Source organism: Flavobacterium sp. B330r (genome assembly GCF_056824325.1).
In genome coordinates, this window is sequence record NZ_CP124860.1 from 3,589,715 (window position 1) to 3,608,181 (window position 18,467).

Sequence of the window (18,467 nt, forward strand, 5' to 3'; positions counted from 1 at the left end):
TGCAAGAAATAATCTATGAATTCTATACGCACATATATACTATTACTTTTTTTAGTGTTAGGCCTTCAACAAGCTAAAAGTCAGTCATATCATTTTAAAACTTCAGGATTTAGCGTTCTACAAAAAAATGAAAGAGGAAAATGGGGCGAGTGGTCCAATCTAGATTTAGTAAATCTTTCGGTTGTTTTAGATACCAATAAACATAGAATTGTAGTTTATTCTCAAGAAATCCAGCTTTACAGTATTTTAGATTATATTGAAAGAGAAGAAAACGACACAGATATTGTATATTCTTTTATGTGCAAAGATAATGATGGGAAAGAATGCAAGCTGTCAATTATTACACGAAAAAAACAAGATTATAGAAAACAGCTTTATATCAATTACGACGATCATATTATTGTTTATAATATTATTACGGTCTGAGTTTCTAAGATTCTAAGTCGCTAATTTTTTTGGATTTAAATAAAATAATAAACCCGACAGATTTTTAAAAACTGTCGGGTTTGCTATATAAAAAAGTTCAATGTCTTAGAATCTTAGTATCTCAGAACCTTAGAAACTACAAAGAATCTACATCCTTAATAAACTCATCATATTCTAAATAGAACATTTCTAGAGCGTGCATGTTTTCGTTAAAGAAATCAAAAATAGTATCCCAAGTATTTTTATTACTGAAACCAACGCCAAGTTTTTCTACCCAAATTCGGCTGATATTTTTACCACTTTCAAGAGTGTAATTTTTTTCAAAAACCAAATCTTTGATAAATTCTTCCTCTAGGATATTTTTTAAAGCCTCAAGTTTTTCAAAATAGGCAATACGTTTTTCATCGCTTCTGTGTTCGATATCAATTAAAACCTGCGCTTTCTTATTATCTACATAAAATTTAAAAGAAAAATCTTTGATTTTAGTGTCGTAAAGCACCCATTTGCGAGGGTATTTTTCGGCAAAAGCTACCCAAAATTCTCTTTTTATTCTTTGCGATTCTTCTCTGCTGTACATTTTTTTTGGCTTTAAGATTAGAAAACTTGCGGTACTGCGTTTTCTGGAGTATATTTATGTTTTATTTGAAAATACAAAAATAAGCTTTGATTATGAATTTTCAAGACTTTTTGAAATATGTTCCCAATATAATTCCGCTAGAATTACCAGCAGTGACGTCACACTTAAAAATGGCTCCAAAAGAGCGTATAGAGGGATTAAAAAATCTTGATATTGATGCATTAAACGCCAGAATGGCGGGAGTAATGATGCTGTTTTATCCAAAACAGGAAAAAACACATTTGGTTTTGATTGTTAGAAATGCTTATGATGGCGTTCATTCTGCTCAGATAGCATTTCCAGGAGGAAAATATGAAAAGGAAGATATTAATTTTGAAACCACTGCACTTAGAGAAACGCATGAAGAGGTTGGAGTAACGAGAGATAAAATAAATATAATTAAACATTTTTCTCCGATGTATATTCCGCCAAGTAATTTTTTGGTGCATCCTTTTTTAGGAATTGCCACAGAAGAACTTTCTTTTTATCCCGATATAAGAGAAGTGGCTGGAATTATCGAACTGCCTTTGTCTGTTTTTTTAAATGATGATATAATTATTGAAGCCAGATTATCAACTTCTTACGGAGCAAATATTTTAGTTCCTGCCTTTAATATTCAAAATCACGTTGTTTGGGGTGCCACAGCAATGATTTTGAGTGAATTGCGCGATGTTTTGAATGTCGCTATTGCAAAAGAAATTTGATAAAGTTTATTTAATGATTTGATATTCATTTGGATAACTGTTATTTGGAGAAATTGTTTTAAAGTGTTGCTAAAAGAATAATTTTTGTATGTTTGCGACCTAACAAAAAAATAAGATAAATTAGTTATGGGATTGTTTAAACGAAATCCTTTTGGGCATATATTATTCATCAAGAAATGGTTAATCCGAGTTCTCGGTGCCATGACTCATAGGAGGTATAGAGGTTTTAATGAATTACAGATTGAAGGATCTGAAATTATTAAAACGCTCCCAGATACTAATGTTTTATTTATATCCAATCACCAGACTTATTTTGCAGATGTTGTGGCGATGTTTCATGTTTTTAACGCCAGTTTATCGGGGCGTCAAGACACTATTAAGAATATTGGCTATTTGTGGCAGCCCAAAATGAATATTTATTACGTAGCAGCCAAAGAAACCATGCAGGCTGGATTACTGCCAAGAATCTTAGCTTATGTTGGCGCAATTACCGTTGAGAGAACTTGGCGTGCTAAAGGTGTTGATGTTACAGAAAAGCGTGATGTAAATCCAAACGATACAGAAAACATCAGAATTGCGTTAGAAGACGGCTGGGTTATTACTTTCCCGCAAGGAACAACAAAATCGTTTAAACCAGTTCGTAAAGGAACGGCTCATATTATCAAACAACACAAACCAATCGTTATTCCTATTGTAATTGACGGTTTCCGTCGTTCGTTTGACAAAAAAGGACTTCGAATGAAGAAAAAAGGAATTCTACAATCCTTCATTATAAAAGAGCCTCTTGATATTGATTATGAAAACGATACCATCGAACAAATTGTAGAAAAAGTAGAATACGCAATCGAACAGCATCCTTCATTTTTAAAAGTTATTCCTGCTGAAGAAATCAAAGCGCAAGAAGAACTGAATAAATTAAGACGTTGGGATTATTAGAATAGTTTTTTTGTTTAAAGTTTTTGTCTGGCTGAGGGAAGTCGAAGCCTAACTTTGTGCCCTTCGACTTCGCTCAGGGTGACAAATCTATTTGTTCCGTAGCGTAAGAGTTTTTAATTCAAAAAACTTAGAACCTTAGCATCATCTCAGAACCTTAAAAACTTTTTCAAAAATCTATCTTCTTCAACTCTTTGTAATTAGCGTATAATCTGCGTAAAAGTGTTCCGTAAATAATTCGGTAAAAACACCAGAATAATCCAAAGAAACCTAAAATTACAAGGAATAATATTCCTATAGTAACAAACATGGCTTTTCCGTTCATCGCTAATTTTTCTCTAAGAAACTCCATATCTGGATTGTAGACAAAAGCAATAAAGAAGCTTAAAATTGCTGTAATTACAATCATTCCGAGATTATACCAAACATAATACTGTACTGTTTTTCGGGTCTTTAAAATAGCGCTCATCAATGATTTTGTAGCTATTGTGGTCGAAATTGTTCTATAGTTTTTGTAGAAAATGTAAACAAAAATCAATACAACAACATAATTAAAGTAGGTTAGAAACTCTAAAGCTATTACTATTTCAGGATGATTCATTTTTCGCAATACATCATCTGTATTGATAAACAAGTTGGAAAAAGTCCAAAACGAAATCTCCAAAATACTGATGATTAAAATCCATTTTACAATTGAAGATGATTTTCTATGAATCATCTTATAGATTTCATTTTCAGAAATTTGTTGAAAAGAATCAGAGTTCTTTTGCCAGTCTTTTTTTAGTAAATCCAGTTCTTTCATAATAATTTTTAAGGATTTAGTATTTTTTTAAGTTTCCCTTTAATTCTGTTCATTTTCACGCGCGCATTCACTTCGCTGATTCCTAAAGTTTCAGCTATTTCTTGATAATCTTTGTCTTCTAAATACATAAAAACTAATGCCTTTTCGATGTCATTTAATTGATAAACTGCCTTATACATCAGTTTTATCTGCTCCTCTTCTTCATAATTGTAGTCAACATCTTTTACAAAATGCTGATGATTTTCATAATCTACCGTCGATATAGTTCTTTTGGTTTTTCGGTATAAGGTAATGGCTGTGTTTAAGGCAACACGATAGGTCCAAGTCGAAAATTTACTGTCGCCTCTAAATTTTGGATAAGCTTTCCAAAGCTGAATGGTGATTTCTTGAAACAAATCTTTATGAGCATCTTCGCCAGCAGTATATAATCTACAAATCTTGTGGATTATATTCTGATTTGCCTGAAGCTGCGCAACAAATGACTGTTCTAGATTTTCACTCATAATGTATTAGTAGTTATGAAATCATTTTTGTTACAGTTGGATTATAATTTTCTTGTTTTATAGTAATTAATCGTCAAATCGATAAACTTACTATAGCTTTTCATTCCATCTTTTTGGTTATTTGTTTTTAAAAAACTATCCCATAGAAAATGAAAACCTTTATCTATAAAGGTGTCATATTTTTTCCAGAAATCTTGGTCTTCTTGATAGTTTTTTAAAATTCCAGTATTTACTTGTTTCTTTAGTATTTCAAAAATTTTCTCGTTTTTAAATTGCCAGATTCCTAGACAATAGCGTAATGCAAAACTATATCCTGCATATTGATAATATAAATTGTCATTTTTAACAGAAGCTAAAAGGCCAATAAAATTACATTCACTTTCACTTGCAAAACCAATCTGATGTGCCATTTCATGAGATGTAGTTAGTGGAAAAGTGTACATTGGCAATAAGTCGTTAATTTGCGCTTCGTTTGTAAATGGATTTAAATAACCGCCAAATCCCATATAAGTTAAAGGAACGCTAAACAGTGATTTTTTTACGCTTAATGTTTTGTATTTAAAATAAGGATGTTCTTTTGCTAAATTATCATAACCGTTTAATATCATGTTAAATGACTCTTTCTGTGAATATGGAAAAACAATTTTAGAGCTTTCATTTTTTGTAATTTGAAACTGAGCTTCATTCGTCTTTGCAATTAATCTTTTAGTGAAAGCCAAAAGATCAGCATCAGTATATTCTCTCTTGATTTCCATTTTTTCAAAAAGAGGTTTACGATAGTAATTGAAAGCCCAAAGCAGGTGAAAGAAAAAGTAAAAGACAGAGATCTTGCCTAAGATTTTAAGAAGATGATCCTTCCAATCTATTTTCCAAGTTTTTCTAATTTCCCAAAACCAACTAATTATAGAAATCATTAAAAGAGCATAAATAATATCGCCGACAGAAAAAGGAATTTTACCTAAGATTGTTCTTGAAAAATGAGAAATTCTAACGAATAAATTTTTGCTATAAAACCCCTCCACAAAGTCAGGAAAGAATGGCAGGATTTTATAAAAAATAATTTGAACTAAGAGAAATAAAGGAAGGATATATTTTCGTGTCACGGTTTTACTTTTTGGTTAAAAATAATAATTAAAATAGTAGTTCGTTTTCTTTTTTGTAAATTTGTTATTCAATAACAATAAAAATGACACAAATCACTTTAAATATTCCCGATAATGAATTGTCATTCTTTATGCAGTTGATAGAGAAATTTAATTATGAAACCGTAATTAATGAATTTTCTGTAAGCGAAGAAATGAAAAATTTGTTAGACGAAAGGAGATCAACTTCAAAAGCAGATGATTTTCTTCCTTGGAATGAAGCAAAAAAGCAGCTACGTTTTAAATCTGAAAAATGATTTTTGAAGTTGTAATAGAGCCAAGAGCGCTTGTTGATATACAAGATGCGATTGATTATTATGAGTCTAAACAAATTGGTTTAGGTGAATATTTTTATCAAGTTATTGATGAACATTTAGATACAATATCTAGAAATCCATTTTTTGAGATTAGATATAAAGATTATCGTGGTCTTCCTACTAAGAAATTTCCTTTTATCATCTTTTATTTTCTTGATGAAGAAATAAAAAAAGTATTTGTATTGTCCGTTTTTAATACATCATTAAATCCTTCAAAATATCCTTTTTAGAAAAGTTTTAATCTGTTTTGAAGTTTTTTAAGCTAGATTTTTTTAATCTAGTTTTAGAGTCGTTTTAATTTGTGCTAATTCGTGTAATTCTTGGCAAAAAAGCAATTAAACTTTGTAACTTTGAAGCTCTTAATTGTTAAACATCAAACAAAATATAATGAGTCAAGAAATTAGAAATCTGGAGCCAAAAGCACTTTGGAATAAATTCGCAGATTTAAATGCTGTTCCGCGTCCTTCTAAAAAGGAAGAACGTGTAATTGAGTTTATGAAGAACTTTGGAAACAGCTTAGGTTTGGAAACTTTCGAAGATGAAATCAGAAATGTAATCATCAGAAAACCGGCAACTCCAGGAATGGAAAATCGTAAACCAATCGTAATGCAAGGGCATTTAGATATGGTGCATCAAAAAAATGCTGATACAGTTTTTGATTTTGATACACAAGGAATCGACATGTATGTGGATGGTGACTGGGTTCGCGCGCGTGGCACAACACTTGGAGCTGATAATGGGCTAGGAGTGGCGACTATTATGGCAATTCTTGAAAGCAAAGACATTCCGCATCCTGCAATTGAAGCTTTATTTACAATTGATGAAGAAACAGGAATGACTGGTGCTTTAAACCTAAAAGGAGGAATCTTGCAAGGTCAGATTTTATTGAATTTGGATACGGAAGAGGATGATGAAATTGATATTGGATGTGCAGGTGGAATTGATGTAACCGCAACTAGAACCTATCATGAAGAAGAGGTTCCAGAAGGTTCTGTTGGATATACAATTACGGTAAAAGGTTTAAATGGCGGGCATTCAGGAATGGATATTCATAAAGGTTTAGGAAACGCTAATAAAATTATGAACCGTTTGTTGTTTGACGCATTTGAAAACTTTGGTTTACAGGTTGTAGAAATCAACGGAGGAAGCCTTAGAAATGCAATTCCGAGAGAAAGTGTTGCTAAAGTAGTTATTTCTCAAATGTTTGATGAAGCTTATGTTTATGATATGCAGGAAATTATTTCTGATATCAAAGCTGAATATAAAACAACCGAGCCTAATTTGACTATTGAAATCGTAAAAGGTGATTTGCCTGAAAAAGTGATGGATTTAGGTGTACAGGAAGGAATTATCAGAGCGATTTATGCAGCTCAGAATGGAGTTTACAAAATGAGCGCTGATATGGCCGATTTGGTTGAAACTTCAAATAATATTGCTCGTGTAGTTATTAAAGATGGAGAAATCTTGGTAGGATGTTTAACACGTTCTTCTGTTGAATCTTCGAAATTTGATTTGGCAAATTCTTTACGTTCTGCTTTTGAATTGGTAGGGTGTGAAGTGGAGCTTTCTGGTTCTTATCCAGGATGGACACCAAATGTAAATTCGGAAATTTTAGAAGTCTTAAAAGAGATCTACGAAAAACAAAATGGAGAACAGCCTAAAGTTGTGGCTTGCCATGCAGGTTTAGAATGCGGAATTTTAGGAACAAATTACCCTGATATGGACATGATTTCTTTCGGTCCAACAATTCACGGAGCGCACTCTCCAGACGAAAGAGCAAGTATTTCTTCTGCACAGAAATATTGGAAATTTGTGTTAGAAATCCTTTCTAATATTCCAGTTAAATAAAAGTATTCAGTGTTCAGTTTTTAGTAATCAGTAAATATGATGCTAAAGACTGAACACTAAAAAAAAACTGATCATTGATCACTTTTTTTAATCTCTCTTAGGAGTATTTTTCTTTTCTCTCTTTTCTTCTTTCTTTTCTTTAGCCGTTTTTAACGGTTCTTTTTTTGCTGTTTTTTTAGCATCTTGACCTTTTGCCATAATATTGATTTTACTGTTTTGTAAGTAAATGTAAGGTTTTTAAAATCTGAAAGGCCAAAAAAAATCCCCAATTTTTAAAATTGAGGATTTAGATGTTCTTTTTTTGTATTAAGAATTAATTACGTTTTAATACTTTATATTGTTCATAACAAGCGCTTATCGCATCCATAATCTGAAGATCATTTGCGGTCTGGATGAAAGAATCGGAATAGTTACAGCGATGCATAATTTCAGGGATTTCATCTTTGCTGACTCCTAATAATACGGCAACTGTTTCACGATCGTATTTTGATTCTAAGAGCGTTCTTACCGTATCATCTTTTTTCATTTCCTTTAGTTTCTTGAGTTCTTTACCGTTCTTGCCAAAGAAATTATAGAGCATATCGGCAGGGTTAAAGATCGAACCGAGGACTTTTCCAAAAGCATTTGGAGCATATTCTCCAGCTTCATAACCTTGTGTAAGTCCCGAAATACTGTAACGATAGTTTTCTTTTGTTGGAATTAATTTAGAATCAATTTCAAGATATCCTGTCAAAGAGAAAGGAGCAATAACAACTTCTTCCAAAGCAATTGCTTTTTCTGTAAGCTGAATTCTAGTCACTTTATTCTTAATCCAGTCATTTGTAACTCTAATTCTTAGCGATTGAAATCCTAGAATAGAAAAATGAAGTGTATCGTTTACTTGCACGTCAATTTCAAAATACCCTTTTTCGTCAGATTTTGCACCACGCACTTTGTTGGTGTTAATGATATTTACGCCAGCCAGCGGTTGTTTGCTGTCGTCATTAATAACATAACCTGAAACTCTTTGTGGAACTGTTGGCTGTGCATCTTGCGTATCTTGTGCAAAACCAATGTTGGCGAGAAATGTAAAAAAGAAAACTGCGAAATATTTCATATCCTGATTTAAAGCACTAAAAGTAGTAAATCGGGATTAAATATCTCGCAGTCTTGGAATTTAATTATAAGAAAATTAACAAAGGCAACAGTATTGCTTTTTTTGTGTTAAATAAAATGGGAAAGAGAAGATTGTATCCTATTGTTTTGGATTGTAAAACTATTTATAAAGTATAAAATTATGGATATAAAAAAAATCCCAACTTCCAAGTATGTCTGGAATTTGGGATTTTGTATTTTAAGAAATTAAATTATTAATCTCTTCTAGATCTTCTTGGTCTTGAGCTGTCGCCGAAGTTTTCAGAACGTCTTGGTGCTCTGTCAGAACCACCTTCACTTCTTGGAGCAGAGCTTCTAAAGCCGCCTTCTCTTCTTGGAGCAGAATTTCTGTCACCTCTAAAACCTCCGTCACGTGATCCGCCTTCGCGTGATCCACCGTCTCTAGAAGAATTTCTATCGCTTCTAAATCCGCCTTCACGTCTTGGAGCGAAGTTTCCGTCTCTTCTTCCAGAATCGCGTCTTCCGCCACCACGGTTGTTGTGATCACGTCTTCCGCCACCATCATTTTTAGAAATCTCAACATTAATACGACGACCTTCTAATTGAACGTTGTTTAAAACATCCATTACTTTATCAGTAAATTGAGGATCAGTATTAAAGAATGAGAATCCTTCTTTTACGTCAACTTTAAAGATATCATCACGACCTAAGTCTAATGTTTCTTTCAAGTAATCTTTTAATGACATCCAGTCGAAGTTGTCTCTAGAACCAATGTTCACGAAATAACGAACTGCTCCATTATTGCTGAATTCTCTTGGTTCAGAATCGCCTCTTTCACGTCTGTCTGAAGATTGAGTAGAAATATCTCTGTTCTTTTTGTAGTATGCGATGAAACGGTTAAATTCTACTGATACCATTTTTTTGATCAATTCTTCTTTAGATAAATCTTCAAGAACATTGTTAATTGCTGGTAAATAGTTGTCAATTTCGTGATCAACTTCAGTATCTTTAATTTTGTTTGCTAAGTGTAACAACTGAATTTCGCAGATTTCAATTCCAGATGGGATCGTTTTTTCTTCGAATTTCTGTTTGATGATTCTCTCGATAGAAGAAATTTTACGTAACTCGCTTTTTGTAACAATTACAATAGAAGTACCTAATTTTCCAGCTCTACCAGTACGGCCCGAACGGTGGTTGTATGTTTCAATTTCGTCAGGTAATTGATAGTTTACAACGTGTGTTACGTTATCAACGTCAATACCACGTGCGGCAACGTCAGTAGCAACAAGCATCTGAATTTGTCTTCCACGGAACGATTTCATTACACCATCACGTTGTGCTTGAGATAAATCTCCGTGTAACGCAGCGGCGCTATATCCATCTTCAATTAATTTCTCAGCGATAGCTTGCGTGTCTCTTTTTGTACGACAGAAAACTACAGAGAAAATGTCTGGATTAGCATCAGCTAAACGTTTTAAAGCTTCGTAACGGTCACGAGCATTTACTAAATAAAATTCGTGAGAAACTGTAGATGAACCTGAATTTTTAGCTCCAACTGTAATCTCAACCGGTTCGCTCATAAATTGTTTTGCAATTCTAGCAACCTCTTGCGGCATAGTTGCAGAGAACAACCATGTGCTTTTTTCATCTGGAGTATCTGATAAAATAGATACGATATCCTCATAGAATCCCATGTTTAACATTTCGTCAGCCTCATCCAAAATACAGTAATCTATATTTTTAATGTTTACTAAACCTCTGTTAATCATGTCTTGCATTCTTCCTGGAGTTGCCACAATAATTTGCGCACCTCTCTTTATTTCTCTTGCTTGCTCTGTTATACTAGCTCCTCCGTAAACTGCTACCACATTAATACCTTTTTCGTATTTTGAGTAGTTTTTAAGTTCGTTAGTAATCTGTAAACATAACTCGCGTGTTGGCGATAAAACTAATGCTTGTGTATTTCTGTTGTCGGCATCAATTTTTTGAATTAGCGGAAAACCGAAAGCTGCCGTTTTCCCTGTCCCTGTTTGAGCCAACGCAACCATATCCGTGTCTTTTTCCAATAATAGGGGAATCGCCTTTTCCTGTACCTCTGACGGATTTTCAAATCCTAGATCTAAAATCGCCTTCAGTAACGATTCATTCAATCCTAATTGTTCAAATTTATTCATATGTGTTTTAAAATAGGGTGCAAAATTACTGCTAATTATTCAGATAAACTAATGCAATTTTAAGAATTATGTATTTGTTAAGATTTGATTATCAAAAAGTTACATTTTTGTTGAAATAAATTTTTGCGTCAAATGAAGAAAAATGCCAAAAAACACGTCGTAAAATGTAAAATTTAGCTACTAAAATGTTGTATTTTAAACAATTATTTTGTGGTGTTCAGAAAATCAATGAGTTGCTTAACCGCTTTTCCGCGGTGACCAATCGTATTTTTGGTTTCCAAAGGCAGTTCTGCAAAGGTCTCGTTAAAATTTTCGGGTTTAAAAATGGGGTCGTATCCAAAACCATTTGTACCTGTTTTGGTTAAAGTAATTTCTCCTTTTGCAATCCCAGTAAACAAATATTGTTTTCCATTTAGGTTTAAAGTTATAACAGTTTTGAACTGAGCGTTGCGATTTTCTTCATTTTTTAAAGCATCTAAAAGCTTGTTCATGTTGTCGTCTGCATTTTTTTGCTCGCCTGCATATCGCGCAGAATATACTCCAGGTTCACCATTTAAAGCATTTACTTCTAGACCTGTATCATCTGCAAAACAATCATAACCATATTTCTGGGTTACATAATCTGCTTTTAAAATCGCATTTCCTTCAATGGTATCTGCAGTTTCTGGAATGTCTTCAAAACAATTAACATCTTCTAAACTTAATATTTTGATGCTTTCTGGAAGCATACTTTGAATTTCTGCGATTTTATTTTTGTTGTTTGAAGCGAAAACGAGTTTCATAGCATTATGTGTTTAAATGATTTTCAACACAAATTTAGAATTCTTATATTTGATATGTTAGCTAAAATTCAAATAAATGCAATTATCAGTACTTTATAAAAAAATCCTGCCTTTTGTAAAGCCGTACAGAAAAATGGTGATTGCAACTTTACTATTAACTTTCTTGGGGTCTTTTGCGGCACAGGTAAATGCTGTAATTTTAAAATATACTGTCGATACCATAAACAATTTAATGGTGGCTCACGAACCATTATCTAAAGGATTTCATTTACTCGGTATAATTAGTGTTGTTTTGTTAACTAAAGAATTGGTGAATTCTGTAGTTCAATTTGGACAGAAATTCTACGGAGAGAAACTCCGTATTTTTATTACGCGCGATATTTCTCAAACCATAGTAGAAAAAATTCTAAGTTACAGAATGGAATTTTATACTTCGGATGAAAACGAAAGCGGGAAACTTCAGACTAGAATTGATGCCGGAATTAGCAGTTTAACGCGTTTGGTGCAAAATTTCTTTATTGATATTTTGCCTTTGTTTGCCAACGCTTTTGTGGCTTTGGTAATTATGTTCTATGCCAATGTTTATGTGGGTTTGGTAAGTTTGTGTATTATCCCGATTTATTTTTACATCAGTCAATTGCAAGCAACAAGATTGAGCGGATTTCGACGTAGAATGCGTAATTACCGTGAAACTAAAAACAACGGAATCATTAGTTTAATTGAATCGATAACAGTAATTAAGTCTTTTGTGCGTGAATCTACAGAAGCAGATCGTCATGAAAAGATACAATTTGAAATGACCGAAAATCAGCTGCAAACCCGAAAAACCAGTTTTATTTTTGAAAGTATTAAAAGCTTTGTTGAACAGATAGGAGTAGTAATTATAATTATTCTAACGGCTTATTTTGTTTTGAATAATCAAATGACAATTGGTGCGATTATGTTTCATATTATGCTCTTTAATAATGTTTCATCGCCAATTAGACAATTACACCGAATTTATGACGAGGTAAATGATGCATTAATTTATTCTGAAGGGTTCTTTGATATTTTAGAAGCAGAGCATGAGACAGAAACTAGCGGTAATTACATCCCAGAAAAAATTGTTGGATTAATAGAAGTGAAAAATGTAGATTTTGTATATCCAAACGGAACTCAGGCACTTTATGATATAAATTTTACTGTAAAACCAAATGAAACCACTGCTTTGGTCGGATTAAGCGGTGCTGGAAAAAGTACCATTATTAATTTGCTGGATAAATTCTACTTGCCTTCTTCTGGTCAGATATTTTTGGATGGAGTTGATTTGCTTGAATACAATACCGATTTTCTGCGTAAAAATATTGGTTTGGTGCTTCAGAAAAATCATATTTTTAAAGGAACAATTGCTGAGAATATTTTATACGGAAAACCTGAAGCTTCAAAAGATGAAGTTATCGAAGCAGCAAAGCAAGCCTATATTCACGAGCAGGTTATTCAATTGCCAAAAGGTTACGATTCTGATGCGCATTTGCTTTCAGGCGGCCAACAGCAGCGTATTGCGATTGCTAGATTATTTCTCAAAAATCCGCCAATTATTTTCCTTGATGAACCAACAGCAAGTTTGGATGCCATTGCAACAGAACAAATTAAAAAGTCTCTGGATGCTATCAAAAAAGATAGAACCGTAATTATAATATCGCATAGTATTTCCCAGATTATCGACGCTTCTAATATTATCGTTTTAGAAAAAGGTAGATGTGTCGAAAAAGGAACTCATGACGAATTGTATGATAATAAAGGAACGTATCATCAAATATTCATGGCAATGGCGAACAGTTTAAACATCGAAAAAATTACACAGACTTTTGACTGAAATAATTCAAGGTTATTTTTTCAAAAGCAAAAACTACAAGAATTCCAAAAGTATAAGCCAGAATATCTTCCCAAAGAAATCCCTGGCCTAAAACATATCTTCCAAAAAGTGTTTTTCTAAGTGCTACAATCCAATCCGCTTGATATAATTGTAGAAATTCAATTCCATAACAAATCAATAGAGAAAGGCACGCAATTGCGAAAGCATTTTTGAAAGGAAGAAATATTCGAACCAGAAAATAAATCATGACAGCATATAGAAAATCGCCAATCCATAAGGGGATAAAAGAGATTTTTCTAGAAAGGATTCCGAAGAAAATTATGCTTAGAAAAGCAGCGAAATAGGTAATTCTGGTTTTGTTCAAAATAGAAATTACGGTATTAATTGTACATATTAGGTCGAACAAAAATACAAAACCTAATTAGATTCACTTTATTTCATAAATTTATCGATTAAACAAACTATCAACCACATGAATGCAAAATTTTTTACTCTGATTGCAGCTTTGTTTTTTCTAGGAAATCAAGGTTATTCTCAGAAAGACAAAACGTTTAATATTAAAAAACAGTTAGATTATTGCGCAGAGCAAGCTTCTAAAACACTACAAGTAATTCCAAACGATGGGACTTCTCCGCGAACAGTTCCAAACGGAAGCAAAGAATGGAAATTTGTTGGATATAAAGATTGGACAAGCGGATTCTGGCCTGGAGAATTATGGTTTTTGTATGAAGCAACTAAAGATAAAAAATGGGAAAAAGAAGCCGATAAATTCAGTCGTTTTTTAACGCCATTATCTGTGAGCAAAGCAGGTGATCATGATTTAGGTTTTCAGGTTTTTAATAGTTTTGGAAACGGATATAGATTGGCTAAAAATCCAGAATACAAACAAATTATTTTAAGAACTGCCGATACATTGGCAACGCTTTTTAATCCGAAAGTGGGAACCATTCAATCTTGGCCTCATAACAAAATGGGAGGGCATAATACTATTATTGATAATATGATGAATTTGGAGCTTTTGTTTTGGGCTTCAAAAAATGGAGGAAGTAAAAAATTATACGATATAGCAGTTAAACATGCCGAAACCACAATGGCCAATCATTTTAGACCAGATAATACTTCGTATCATGTTATAATTTACGATTTCGAAACTGGAAAAAAGATAAAAGGAAGAACAGCACAAGGATATAGCGATGACAGTATGTGGGCACGTGGTCAGGCTTGGGCTATTTATGGTTTTACGATGACGTATAGAGAAACAAAAGACGCTAAGTTTTTAGATTTTGCCCATAAATTGGCGCGTGTTTATTTAGATAAATTAACTACCGAAGATTTAGTTCCATATTGGGATTTTAATGCGCCAAATATTCCTAACGAACCTCGTGATGCTTCGGCAGCCGCCATTGTTTCGTCTGCACTTTTAGAATTAAGTTCGTACACCAAAGACAAGAATTTAAAAGCTGAATATTTGACAAAAGCTAAAAAGATGATTGTTTCGCTTTCAAACGATTATCAGAGTCACGATGTCAATTCGGCATTTTTACTGCATTCAACCGGACATAAACCTGCAGGAAGCGAAATAGATTGTTCTATAAATTACGCAGATTATTACTATCTTGAGGCATTATTAAGACTTCAAAAATTAAAATAGAATATTATGCTAAAGAAAATAAGCCAGATTGCCTTTGCAATAATGATGGTATTAACACTTGTAAGCTGTAAAAATACCAAACAGAAACTTCAAGAATATGTTGTTACGTACAACAAAAGTATTGCTCCAAGTTTTAGAGCCGAAAATGTAACGCTTACTACGGCAAGAGGTTACATTAATGACGATAAAATTGAATTGCGATTTGAAACCAATTTAGAACAAAATGAAAAAAATAAAATTGCTACTTCTATAGCATTTACAAGAATGCTAAAATCGATGATTGAAAAAGATGAGATTCCAAGGCAATTAATAGAAGAAGGTGTTCAGTTTGATGTTTATTTTCTGGCAAATGATAATACCGTTTTGGGTAAGGAAGTGCTGACAGGAGAATCTCTAAAATATTTATTGAAATAATAAATTACGTTTGTAGAAAATACAACTCATTCTAATTCTTACATATTGAAAGTCTCTTTGAAATTTATTTAAAGAGACTTTTTTATGTTTAATACTAGAAGTTAAGTATAAAAGGAAAGTTTCTATTCTTACAAATATTTTTCTTTTGAGGAGATAATGGGTTTGTATTCAAAGAATTATGTGTGTTCTTTTTGTAGTTGAATGTTGTTTTTATGTTATGAATTAATTATGTTTGAGTTAAAAAACAACTATTAAACCAAAAAATTATGAAAAAAATTACCCAAATCGCATTTGCAATTGCTTTTGCATTATTTTTAGTAAGCTGTAAAAATACCAAGCAGAAAATCCAGGAGCATGTAAGTAATTACAATAATTCTTCTTCTATAAAAGGAAGTGGAATTACGAGCACATCTGCAAAAGCTTTTCTAAATGACAATAAAATCGAAATTAGAATTGAAACCAATTTGGAAGAAAATGATGCAAACAAATTAGCCTACAAAGAATCTTTTCCAGATTTGTTAAAAGAGATGATCAAGAATGACCAAATTTCATCTTCTCTTATTGCTGAAGGTGTAAAGTTCGACGTCTACTTCTTAGCTTATAATAATGCTATTTTGGCCCAAGAAGTAGTAGATCAAGAAGAATTAGCGGCTTTATAAGGAAATACCAGCGCAGGTAAAGAAACAGCGAAATTATAACCAAAATAGGATATAAAAAAAATCCTCTTCAATTGAAGAGGATTTTTTTTATGAGAATTGAGTAACGTTTTTCAAATTATCAGGGAAATAGAGTTCAGATAAATTGGTAAACTCATCTCCACGCATAAAAATGTTGATATCAACATCGGCAAATGATGTTTTTCCAGCGGCAGCTAAGAGCTCATTTGCAGAATGAAGTGTATTTTTATGAAAGTGAAATACCCTTTCTGATTTATCTGTAACAACCAAACCTTTCATGAGCATTTTGTTTTGAGTTGCTACTCCGGTTGGACATTCATTATTATGACAGCGTAGAGCCTGAATACAGCCTAAAGAAAACATAAATCCTCTCGCACTGTTACACATATCTGCACCCAAAGCAATCGCGTGTAAAATAGAATATCCAGAAATAATTTTCCCGCTTCCAATAATGCGCATTTTATCGCGAATACCTAAACGCACCAAGGTTTTATTTACAAAAATTAATGCAGGTTCAAAAGGCATTCCGACACCATCTGCAAACTCAAGTGGGGCAGCACCAGTTCCGCCTTCTGCACCGTCAACAGTTATAAAATCTGGATAAGTGTCTTCATTAATCATTTCCTGACAGATAGCTTCAAATTCGGCTGTATTTCCAATACATAATTTAAATCCGATAGGCTTTCCATTAGATAGATTACGTAACTGTTTAATAAACTGAATTAGTCCGTTAGCATCAGAAAAAGCATGATGACCAGGAGGAGAAAGAATCATGGTGTGCGGTACAACACCTCTAATTTTAGCAATCTGTTCGGTGTTTTTCTTTGCCGGAAGAACACCTCCGTGACCTGGTTTTGCACCTTGAGAAAGTTTGATCTCGATCATTTTTACGTTTGGAAGATTGGCTTTTTCTGAGAAGTTTTCAGGACTGAAATTACCTTCGGCGTCTCGACAGCCAAAATAACCTGTTCCAATCTGCCAGGTAATATCTCCGCCGCCTGCAAGATGAAATTCGGTTAATCCGCCTTCTCCGGTATTTTGGTAGAAATTTCCTTTTTTTGCTCCAATATTGATGGCACGAACTGCATGTTCGCTCAATGAACCAAAACTCATTGCGGAAACATTAAATAAAGAAGCCGAATAAGGCTGTTTACAATCTTTTCCTCCAACCAAAACACGAGGCAATTCTTCGTTTACTTTAGCAGGGAAAATAGAGTGTTTTATTCCTTCATAACTTTCTGTATTTAAGTTTAATTGCGTTCCGAACGGAGTACTCGAATCAATATTTTTTGCTCTTTGGTAAACTAATGAGCGCTGGTTTCTAGAAAAAGGTTTTCCGTCTGTAGATCTTTCAATAAAATATTGCTGAATCTCAGGTGCGATCATTTCAAATAAATATCTGAAATAACCCAGAACAGGAAAGTTCCTTAAAATGGCGTGTTTTTCCTGAGAGGCATTGTAAGCTCCGACAATTAGCAAAAGCGGAATAATAAATACGAGTAAGTAACCTCGTCCAGTGTAATAATAAATTGCAAGAACAATTAGAAACAATAAGAATCCGTAAATAAAGAATTTTTTTCTCATGTTTTTAAAAAATTAAATAGGTAATAAATGCGATAATTAGTTGAATCTTAAACGTACATAAACGTGTTTGATTCCTTTTTTATCTGATTCTCTTTCGTCGATTTCCAAAATATCAGTTAATGATTTAAGCATTGGTGTCAATTTAGAGAAACCATAATTTCGAGGATCAAATTCTGGTTTTTTCTTCACAATCAGATTTCCGACATCTCCTAAAAATGCCCAACCATCATCATCTTCAATATCTTCGATGGTAGCTTCAATCAGTTCAATAGTCTGTTTGTCAATTTTATGAAGTGCTTTTTCAGCCGGTTTTTCAATTGGTTTTTTGGTATCTGCAGCAGCAGTTTTAGGTTTTTTCTTTTGAGTTGCACCATCCAAAACTTCAATATAAATAAATCGGTCGCAAGCTACAATAAAGGAGTTTGGCGTTTTCTTTTCTCCTATACCAATTACTTTCATTCCCGATTCGCGAAGGCGAATGGCAAGACGTGTAAAATCGCTGTCGCTAGAAACGATACAGAAACCATCTAGTTTTCCAGAATAAAGCAAATCCATTGCATCAATAATCAAAGCAGAATCTGAAGAATTTTTTCCAACGGTATAACTATATTGTTGAATAGGGGTAATAGCATGTTCTAATAAAACACCTTTCCAGCCATTTGCATTAGGTTTTGTCCAGTCGGCATAAATCCTTTTCGTAGTGGGCGTTCCCAATTTTGCAATTTCTTCCATCATGCCTTTTACATTGCTGTAGGGCACATTGTCTGCATCAATAAGGACTGCCAGTTTTAAATCTTTTGAATTGCTTAAAGGCATTTGTTAAATATTTAAAATTTAATACTCTCAAAGTTAAAATTAAAATTGGGTTTTATAAGAATTCAATGATGAATATGTGTAATTATTAGTACTAATTAGTTTCATTATAAATAATATTTAATACTAGG

The 18,467-nt window shown here is 33.0% G+C and carries 20 protein-coding genes; 10 read left to right on the plus strand and 10 right to left on the minus strand.

Translation table 11 applies throughout. From position 1 onward, the window contains the following. The first annotated feature begins 15 nt into the window (after positions 1-15). Complete coding sequence (locus tag QLQ95_RS15855; protein ID WP_095929935.1) at positions 16-426, plus strand: hypothetical protein; 411 nt, start codon at positions 16-18, stop codon at positions 424-426. 136 nt (positions 427-562) lie between these two features. Here the strand turns inward: QLQ95_RS15855 and QLQ95_RS15860 are convergent, their stop codons facing one another. Continuing rightward, complete coding sequence (locus QLQ95_RS15860; protein ID WP_095929936.1) at positions 563-1,003, minus strand: DUF4268 domain-containing protein; 441 nt, start codon at positions 1,001-1,003, stop codon at positions 563-565. Between the two features lie 92 nt (positions 1,004-1,095). Here QLQ95_RS15860 and QLQ95_RS15865 point away from each other — a divergent pair, with 92 nt between their 5' ends. Both QLQ95_RS15865 and QLQ95_RS15870 read left to right on the plus strand, forming a co-directional pair. Continuing rightward, positions 1,096-1,746 (plus strand): NUDIX hydrolase, encoded by a 651-nt coding sequence (locus QLQ95_RS15865; RefSeq protein WP_320495257.1) that lies wholly within the window; start codon positions 1,096-1,098, stop codon positions 1,744-1,746. 126 nt (positions 1,747-1,872) lie between these two features. After that, positions 1,873-2,682 (plus strand): lysophospholipid acyltransferase family protein, encoded by an 810-nt coding sequence (locus QLQ95_RS15870; RefSeq protein WP_095929938.1) that lies wholly within the window; start codon positions 1,873-1,875, stop codon positions 2,680-2,682. A 166-nt stretch (positions 2,683-2,848) separates the two neighbouring features. Here QLQ95_RS15870 and QLQ95_RS15875 read toward each other — a convergent pair whose 3' ends face one another. Genes QLQ95_RS15875 through QLQ95_RS15885 form a run of 3 tightly spaced genes read right to left on the minus strand, consistent with a single transcriptional unit; the run spans position 2,849 to position 5,087 of the window. Further along, the gene (locus QLQ95_RS15875) at positions 2,849-3,481 is read right to left on the minus strand and encodes a hypothetical protein (RefSeq protein ID WP_482500576.1); all 633 of its coding nucleotides are present in this window, start codon (positions 3,479-3,481) and stop codon (positions 2,849-2,851) included. A gap of 8 nt (positions 3,482-3,489) precedes the next feature. Next, positions 3,490-3,984, minus strand: coding sequence for an RNA polymerase sigma factor (locus tag QLQ95_RS15880; RefSeq protein WP_008462500.1), 495 nt, complete (start codon positions 3,982-3,984; stop codon positions 3,490-3,492). Between the two features lie 41 nt (positions 3,985-4,025). Further along, positions 4,026-5,087 (minus strand): DUF3810 domain-containing protein, encoded by a 1,062-nt coding sequence (locus QLQ95_RS15885; RefSeq protein ID WP_482500578.1) that lies wholly within the window; start codon positions 5,085-5,087, stop codon positions 4,026-4,028. An 83-nt stretch (positions 5,088-5,170) separates the two neighbouring features. On the opposite strand from QLQ95_RS15885, the gene QLQ95_RS15890 reads away from it, so the two are divergent. The 3 genes from QLQ95_RS15890 (at position 5,171) to QLQ95_RS15900 (ending at position 7,291) form a co-directional block, all read left to right on the plus strand. Continuing rightward, positions 5,171-5,383, plus strand: coding sequence for a hypothetical protein (locus QLQ95_RS15890; RefSeq protein WP_320495251.1), 213 nt, complete (start codon positions 5,171-5,173; stop codon positions 5,381-5,383). Beyond that, entirely contained in the window at positions 5,380-5,673 is a 294-nt protein-coding gene (locus QLQ95_RS15895) for a type II toxin-antitoxin system RelE/ParE family toxin (RefSeq protein WP_428237612.1), read from the plus strand. The genes QLQ95_RS15890 and QLQ95_RS15895 overlap by 4 nt, the downstream gene beginning before the upstream one ends. A 157-nt stretch (positions 5,674-5,830) precedes the next feature. Beyond that, positions 5,831-7,291, plus strand: coding sequence for an aminoacyl-histidine dipeptidase (locus QLQ95_RS15900; RefSeq protein ID WP_095929941.1), 1,461 nt, complete (start codon positions 5,831-5,833; stop codon positions 7,289-7,291). 313 nt (positions 7,292-7,604) lie between these two features. On the opposite strand, the gene QLQ95_RS15905 is transcribed toward QLQ95_RS15900, so the two are convergent. The 3 genes from QLQ95_RS15905 to QLQ95_RS15915 all read right to left on the minus strand — a co-directional run bounded on the left by QLQ95_RS15905 (position 7,605) and on the right by QLQ95_RS15915 (position 11,342). Continuing rightward, complete coding sequence (locus QLQ95_RS15905; protein WP_482500580.1) at positions 7,605-8,387, minus strand: carboxypeptidase-like regulatory domain-containing protein; 783 nt, start codon at positions 8,385-8,387, stop codon at positions 7,605-7,607. 253 nt (positions 8,388-8,640) lie between these two features. Next, positions 8,641-10,560 carry a DEAD/DEAH box helicase gene (locus tag QLQ95_RS15910; protein WP_250835393.1) on the minus strand — a complete coding sequence of 640 codons (1,920 nt, stop codon included), beginning with the start codon at positions 10,558-10,560 and terminating at the stop codon, positions 8,641-8,643. 203 nt (positions 10,561-10,763) lie between these two features. Continuing rightward, entirely contained in the window at positions 10,764-11,342 is a 579-nt protein-coding gene (locus tag QLQ95_RS15915; protein WP_320495247.1) for a non-canonical purine NTP diphosphatase, read from the minus strand. Positions 11,343-11,418: 76 nt separating this feature from the next. On the opposite strand from QLQ95_RS15915, the gene QLQ95_RS15920 reads away from it, so the two are divergent. Beyond that, positions 11,419-13,197, plus strand: a complete 1,779-nt coding sequence (locus QLQ95_RS15920) for an ABC transporter ATP-binding protein (RefSeq protein ID WP_320495246.1) — start codon at positions 11,419-11,421, stop codon at positions 13,195-13,197. On the opposite strand, the gene QLQ95_RS15925 is transcribed toward QLQ95_RS15920, so the two are convergent. Next, positions 13,178-13,561: a ribosomal maturation YjgA family protein gene (locus QLQ95_RS15925; protein ID WP_482500582.1), complete on the minus strand. Its 384-nt coding sequence runs from the start codon at positions 13,559-13,561 to the stop codon at positions 13,178-13,180. The two genes, QLQ95_RS15920 and QLQ95_RS15925, sit on opposite strands and share 20 nt — an antisense overlap. A 108-nt stretch (positions 13,562-13,669) precedes the next feature. Between QLQ95_RS15925 and QLQ95_RS15930 the strand changes: the two genes are divergently transcribed. The 3 genes from QLQ95_RS15930 (at position 13,670) to QLQ95_RS15940 (ending at position 15,921) form a co-directional block, all read left to right on the plus strand. Next, positions 13,670-14,848 carry a glycoside hydrolase family 88 protein gene (locus tag QLQ95_RS15930; RefSeq protein ID WP_482500584.1) on the plus strand — a complete coding sequence of 393 codons (1,179 nt, stop codon included), beginning with the start codon at positions 13,670-13,672 and terminating at the stop codon, positions 14,846-14,848. Positions 14,849-14,854: 6 nt separating this feature from the next. Continuing rightward, a complete protein-coding gene (locus tag QLQ95_RS15935; RefSeq protein ID WP_320495242.1) occupies positions 14,855-15,262 on the plus strand; it encodes a hypothetical protein in 408 nt (135 codons plus the stop codon). A gap of 266 nt (positions 15,263-15,528) precedes the next feature. Continuing rightward, the gene (locus tag QLQ95_RS15940) at positions 15,529-15,921 is read left to right on the plus strand and encodes a hypothetical protein (protein ID WP_320495241.1); all 393 of its coding nucleotides are present in this window, start codon (positions 15,529-15,531) and stop codon (positions 15,919-15,921) included. Between the two features lie 87 nt (positions 15,922-16,008). Here the strand turns inward: QLQ95_RS15940 and QLQ95_RS15945 are convergent, their stop codons facing one another. Both QLQ95_RS15945 and QLQ95_RS15950 read right to left on the minus strand, forming a co-directional pair. Then, the gene (locus QLQ95_RS15945; protein WP_428237616.1) at positions 16,009-17,523 is read right to left on the minus strand and encodes an FMN-binding glutamate synthase family protein; all 1,515 of its coding nucleotides are present in this window, start codon (positions 17,521-17,523) and stop codon (positions 16,009-16,011) included. Positions 17,524-17,559: 36 nt separating this feature from the next. Beyond that, positions 17,560-18,339 (minus strand): NYN domain-containing protein, encoded by a 780-nt coding sequence (locus QLQ95_RS15950; protein ID WP_320495238.1) that lies wholly within the window; start codon positions 18,337-18,339, stop codon positions 17,560-17,562. Positions 18,340-18,467: the final 128 nt, after the last annotated feature.

Bases quoted from the DNA above. Each gene is read 5' to 3' on its own strand.
- QLQ95_RS15855 (WP_095929935.1), top strand. From the start codon at position 16: ATGAATTCTATACGCACATATATACTATTACTTTTTTTAGTGTTAGGC.
- QLQ95_RS15860 (WP_095929936.1), bottom strand. From the start codon at position 1,003: ATGTACAGCAGAGAAGAATCGCAAAGAATAAAAAGAGAATTTTGGGTA.
- QLQ95_RS15865 (WP_320495257.1), top strand. From the start codon at position 1,096: ATGAATTTTCAAGACTTTTTGAAATATGTTCCCAATATAATTCCGCTA.
- QLQ95_RS15870 (WP_095929938.1), top strand. From the start codon at position 1,873: ATGGGATTGTTTAAACGAAATCCTTTTGGGCATATATTATTCATCAAG.
- QLQ95_RS15875 (WP_482500576.1), bottom strand. From the start codon at position 3,481: ATGAAAGAACTGGATTTACTAAAAAAAGACTGGCAAAAGAACTCTGAT.
- QLQ95_RS15880 (WP_008462500.1), bottom strand. From the start codon at position 3,984: ATGAGTGAAAATCTAGAACAGTCATTTGTTGCGCAGCTTCAGGCAAAT.
- QLQ95_RS15890 (WP_320495251.1), top strand. From the start codon at position 5,171: ATGACACAAATCACTTTAAATATTCCCGATAATGAATTGTCATTCTTT.
- QLQ95_RS15895 (WP_428237612.1), top strand. From the start codon at position 5,380: ATGATTTTTGAAGTTGTAATAGAGCCAAGAGCGCTTGTTGATATACAA.
- QLQ95_RS15900 (WP_095929941.1), top strand. From the start codon at position 5,831: ATGAGTCAAGAAATTAGAAATCTGGAGCCAAAAGCACTTTGGAATAAA.
- QLQ95_RS15905 (WP_482500580.1), bottom strand. From the start codon at position 8,387: ATGAAATATTTCGCAGTTTTCTTTTTTACATTTCTCGCCAACATTGGT.
- QLQ95_RS15910 (WP_250835393.1), bottom strand. From the start codon at position 10,560: ATGAATAAATTTGAACAATTAGGATTGAATGAATCGTTACTGAAGGCG.
- QLQ95_RS15915 (WP_320495247.1), bottom strand. From the start codon at position 11,342: ATGAAACTCGTTTTCGCTTCAAACAACAAAAATAAAATCGCAGAAATT.
- QLQ95_RS15920 (WP_320495246.1), top strand. From the start codon at position 11,419: ATGCAATTATCAGTACTTTATAAAAAAATCCTGCCTTTTGTAAAGCCG.
- QLQ95_RS15930 (WP_482500584.1), top strand. From the start codon at position 13,670: ATGAATGCAAAATTTTTTACTCTGATTGCAGCTTTGTTTTTTCTAGGA.
- QLQ95_RS15935 (WP_320495242.1), top strand. From the start codon at position 14,855: ATGCTAAAGAAAATAAGCCAGATTGCCTTTGCAATAATGATGGTATTA.
- QLQ95_RS15940 (WP_320495241.1), top strand. From the start codon at position 15,529: ATGAAAAAAATTACCCAAATCGCATTTGCAATTGCTTTTGCATTATTT.
- QLQ95_RS15945 (WP_428237616.1), bottom strand. From the start codon at position 17,523: ATGAGAAAAAAATTCTTTATTTACGGATTCTTATTGTTTCTAATTGTT.
- QLQ95_RS15950 (WP_320495238.1), bottom strand. From the start codon at position 18,339: ATGCCTTTAAGCAATTCAAAAGATTTAAAACTGGCAGTCCTTATTGAT.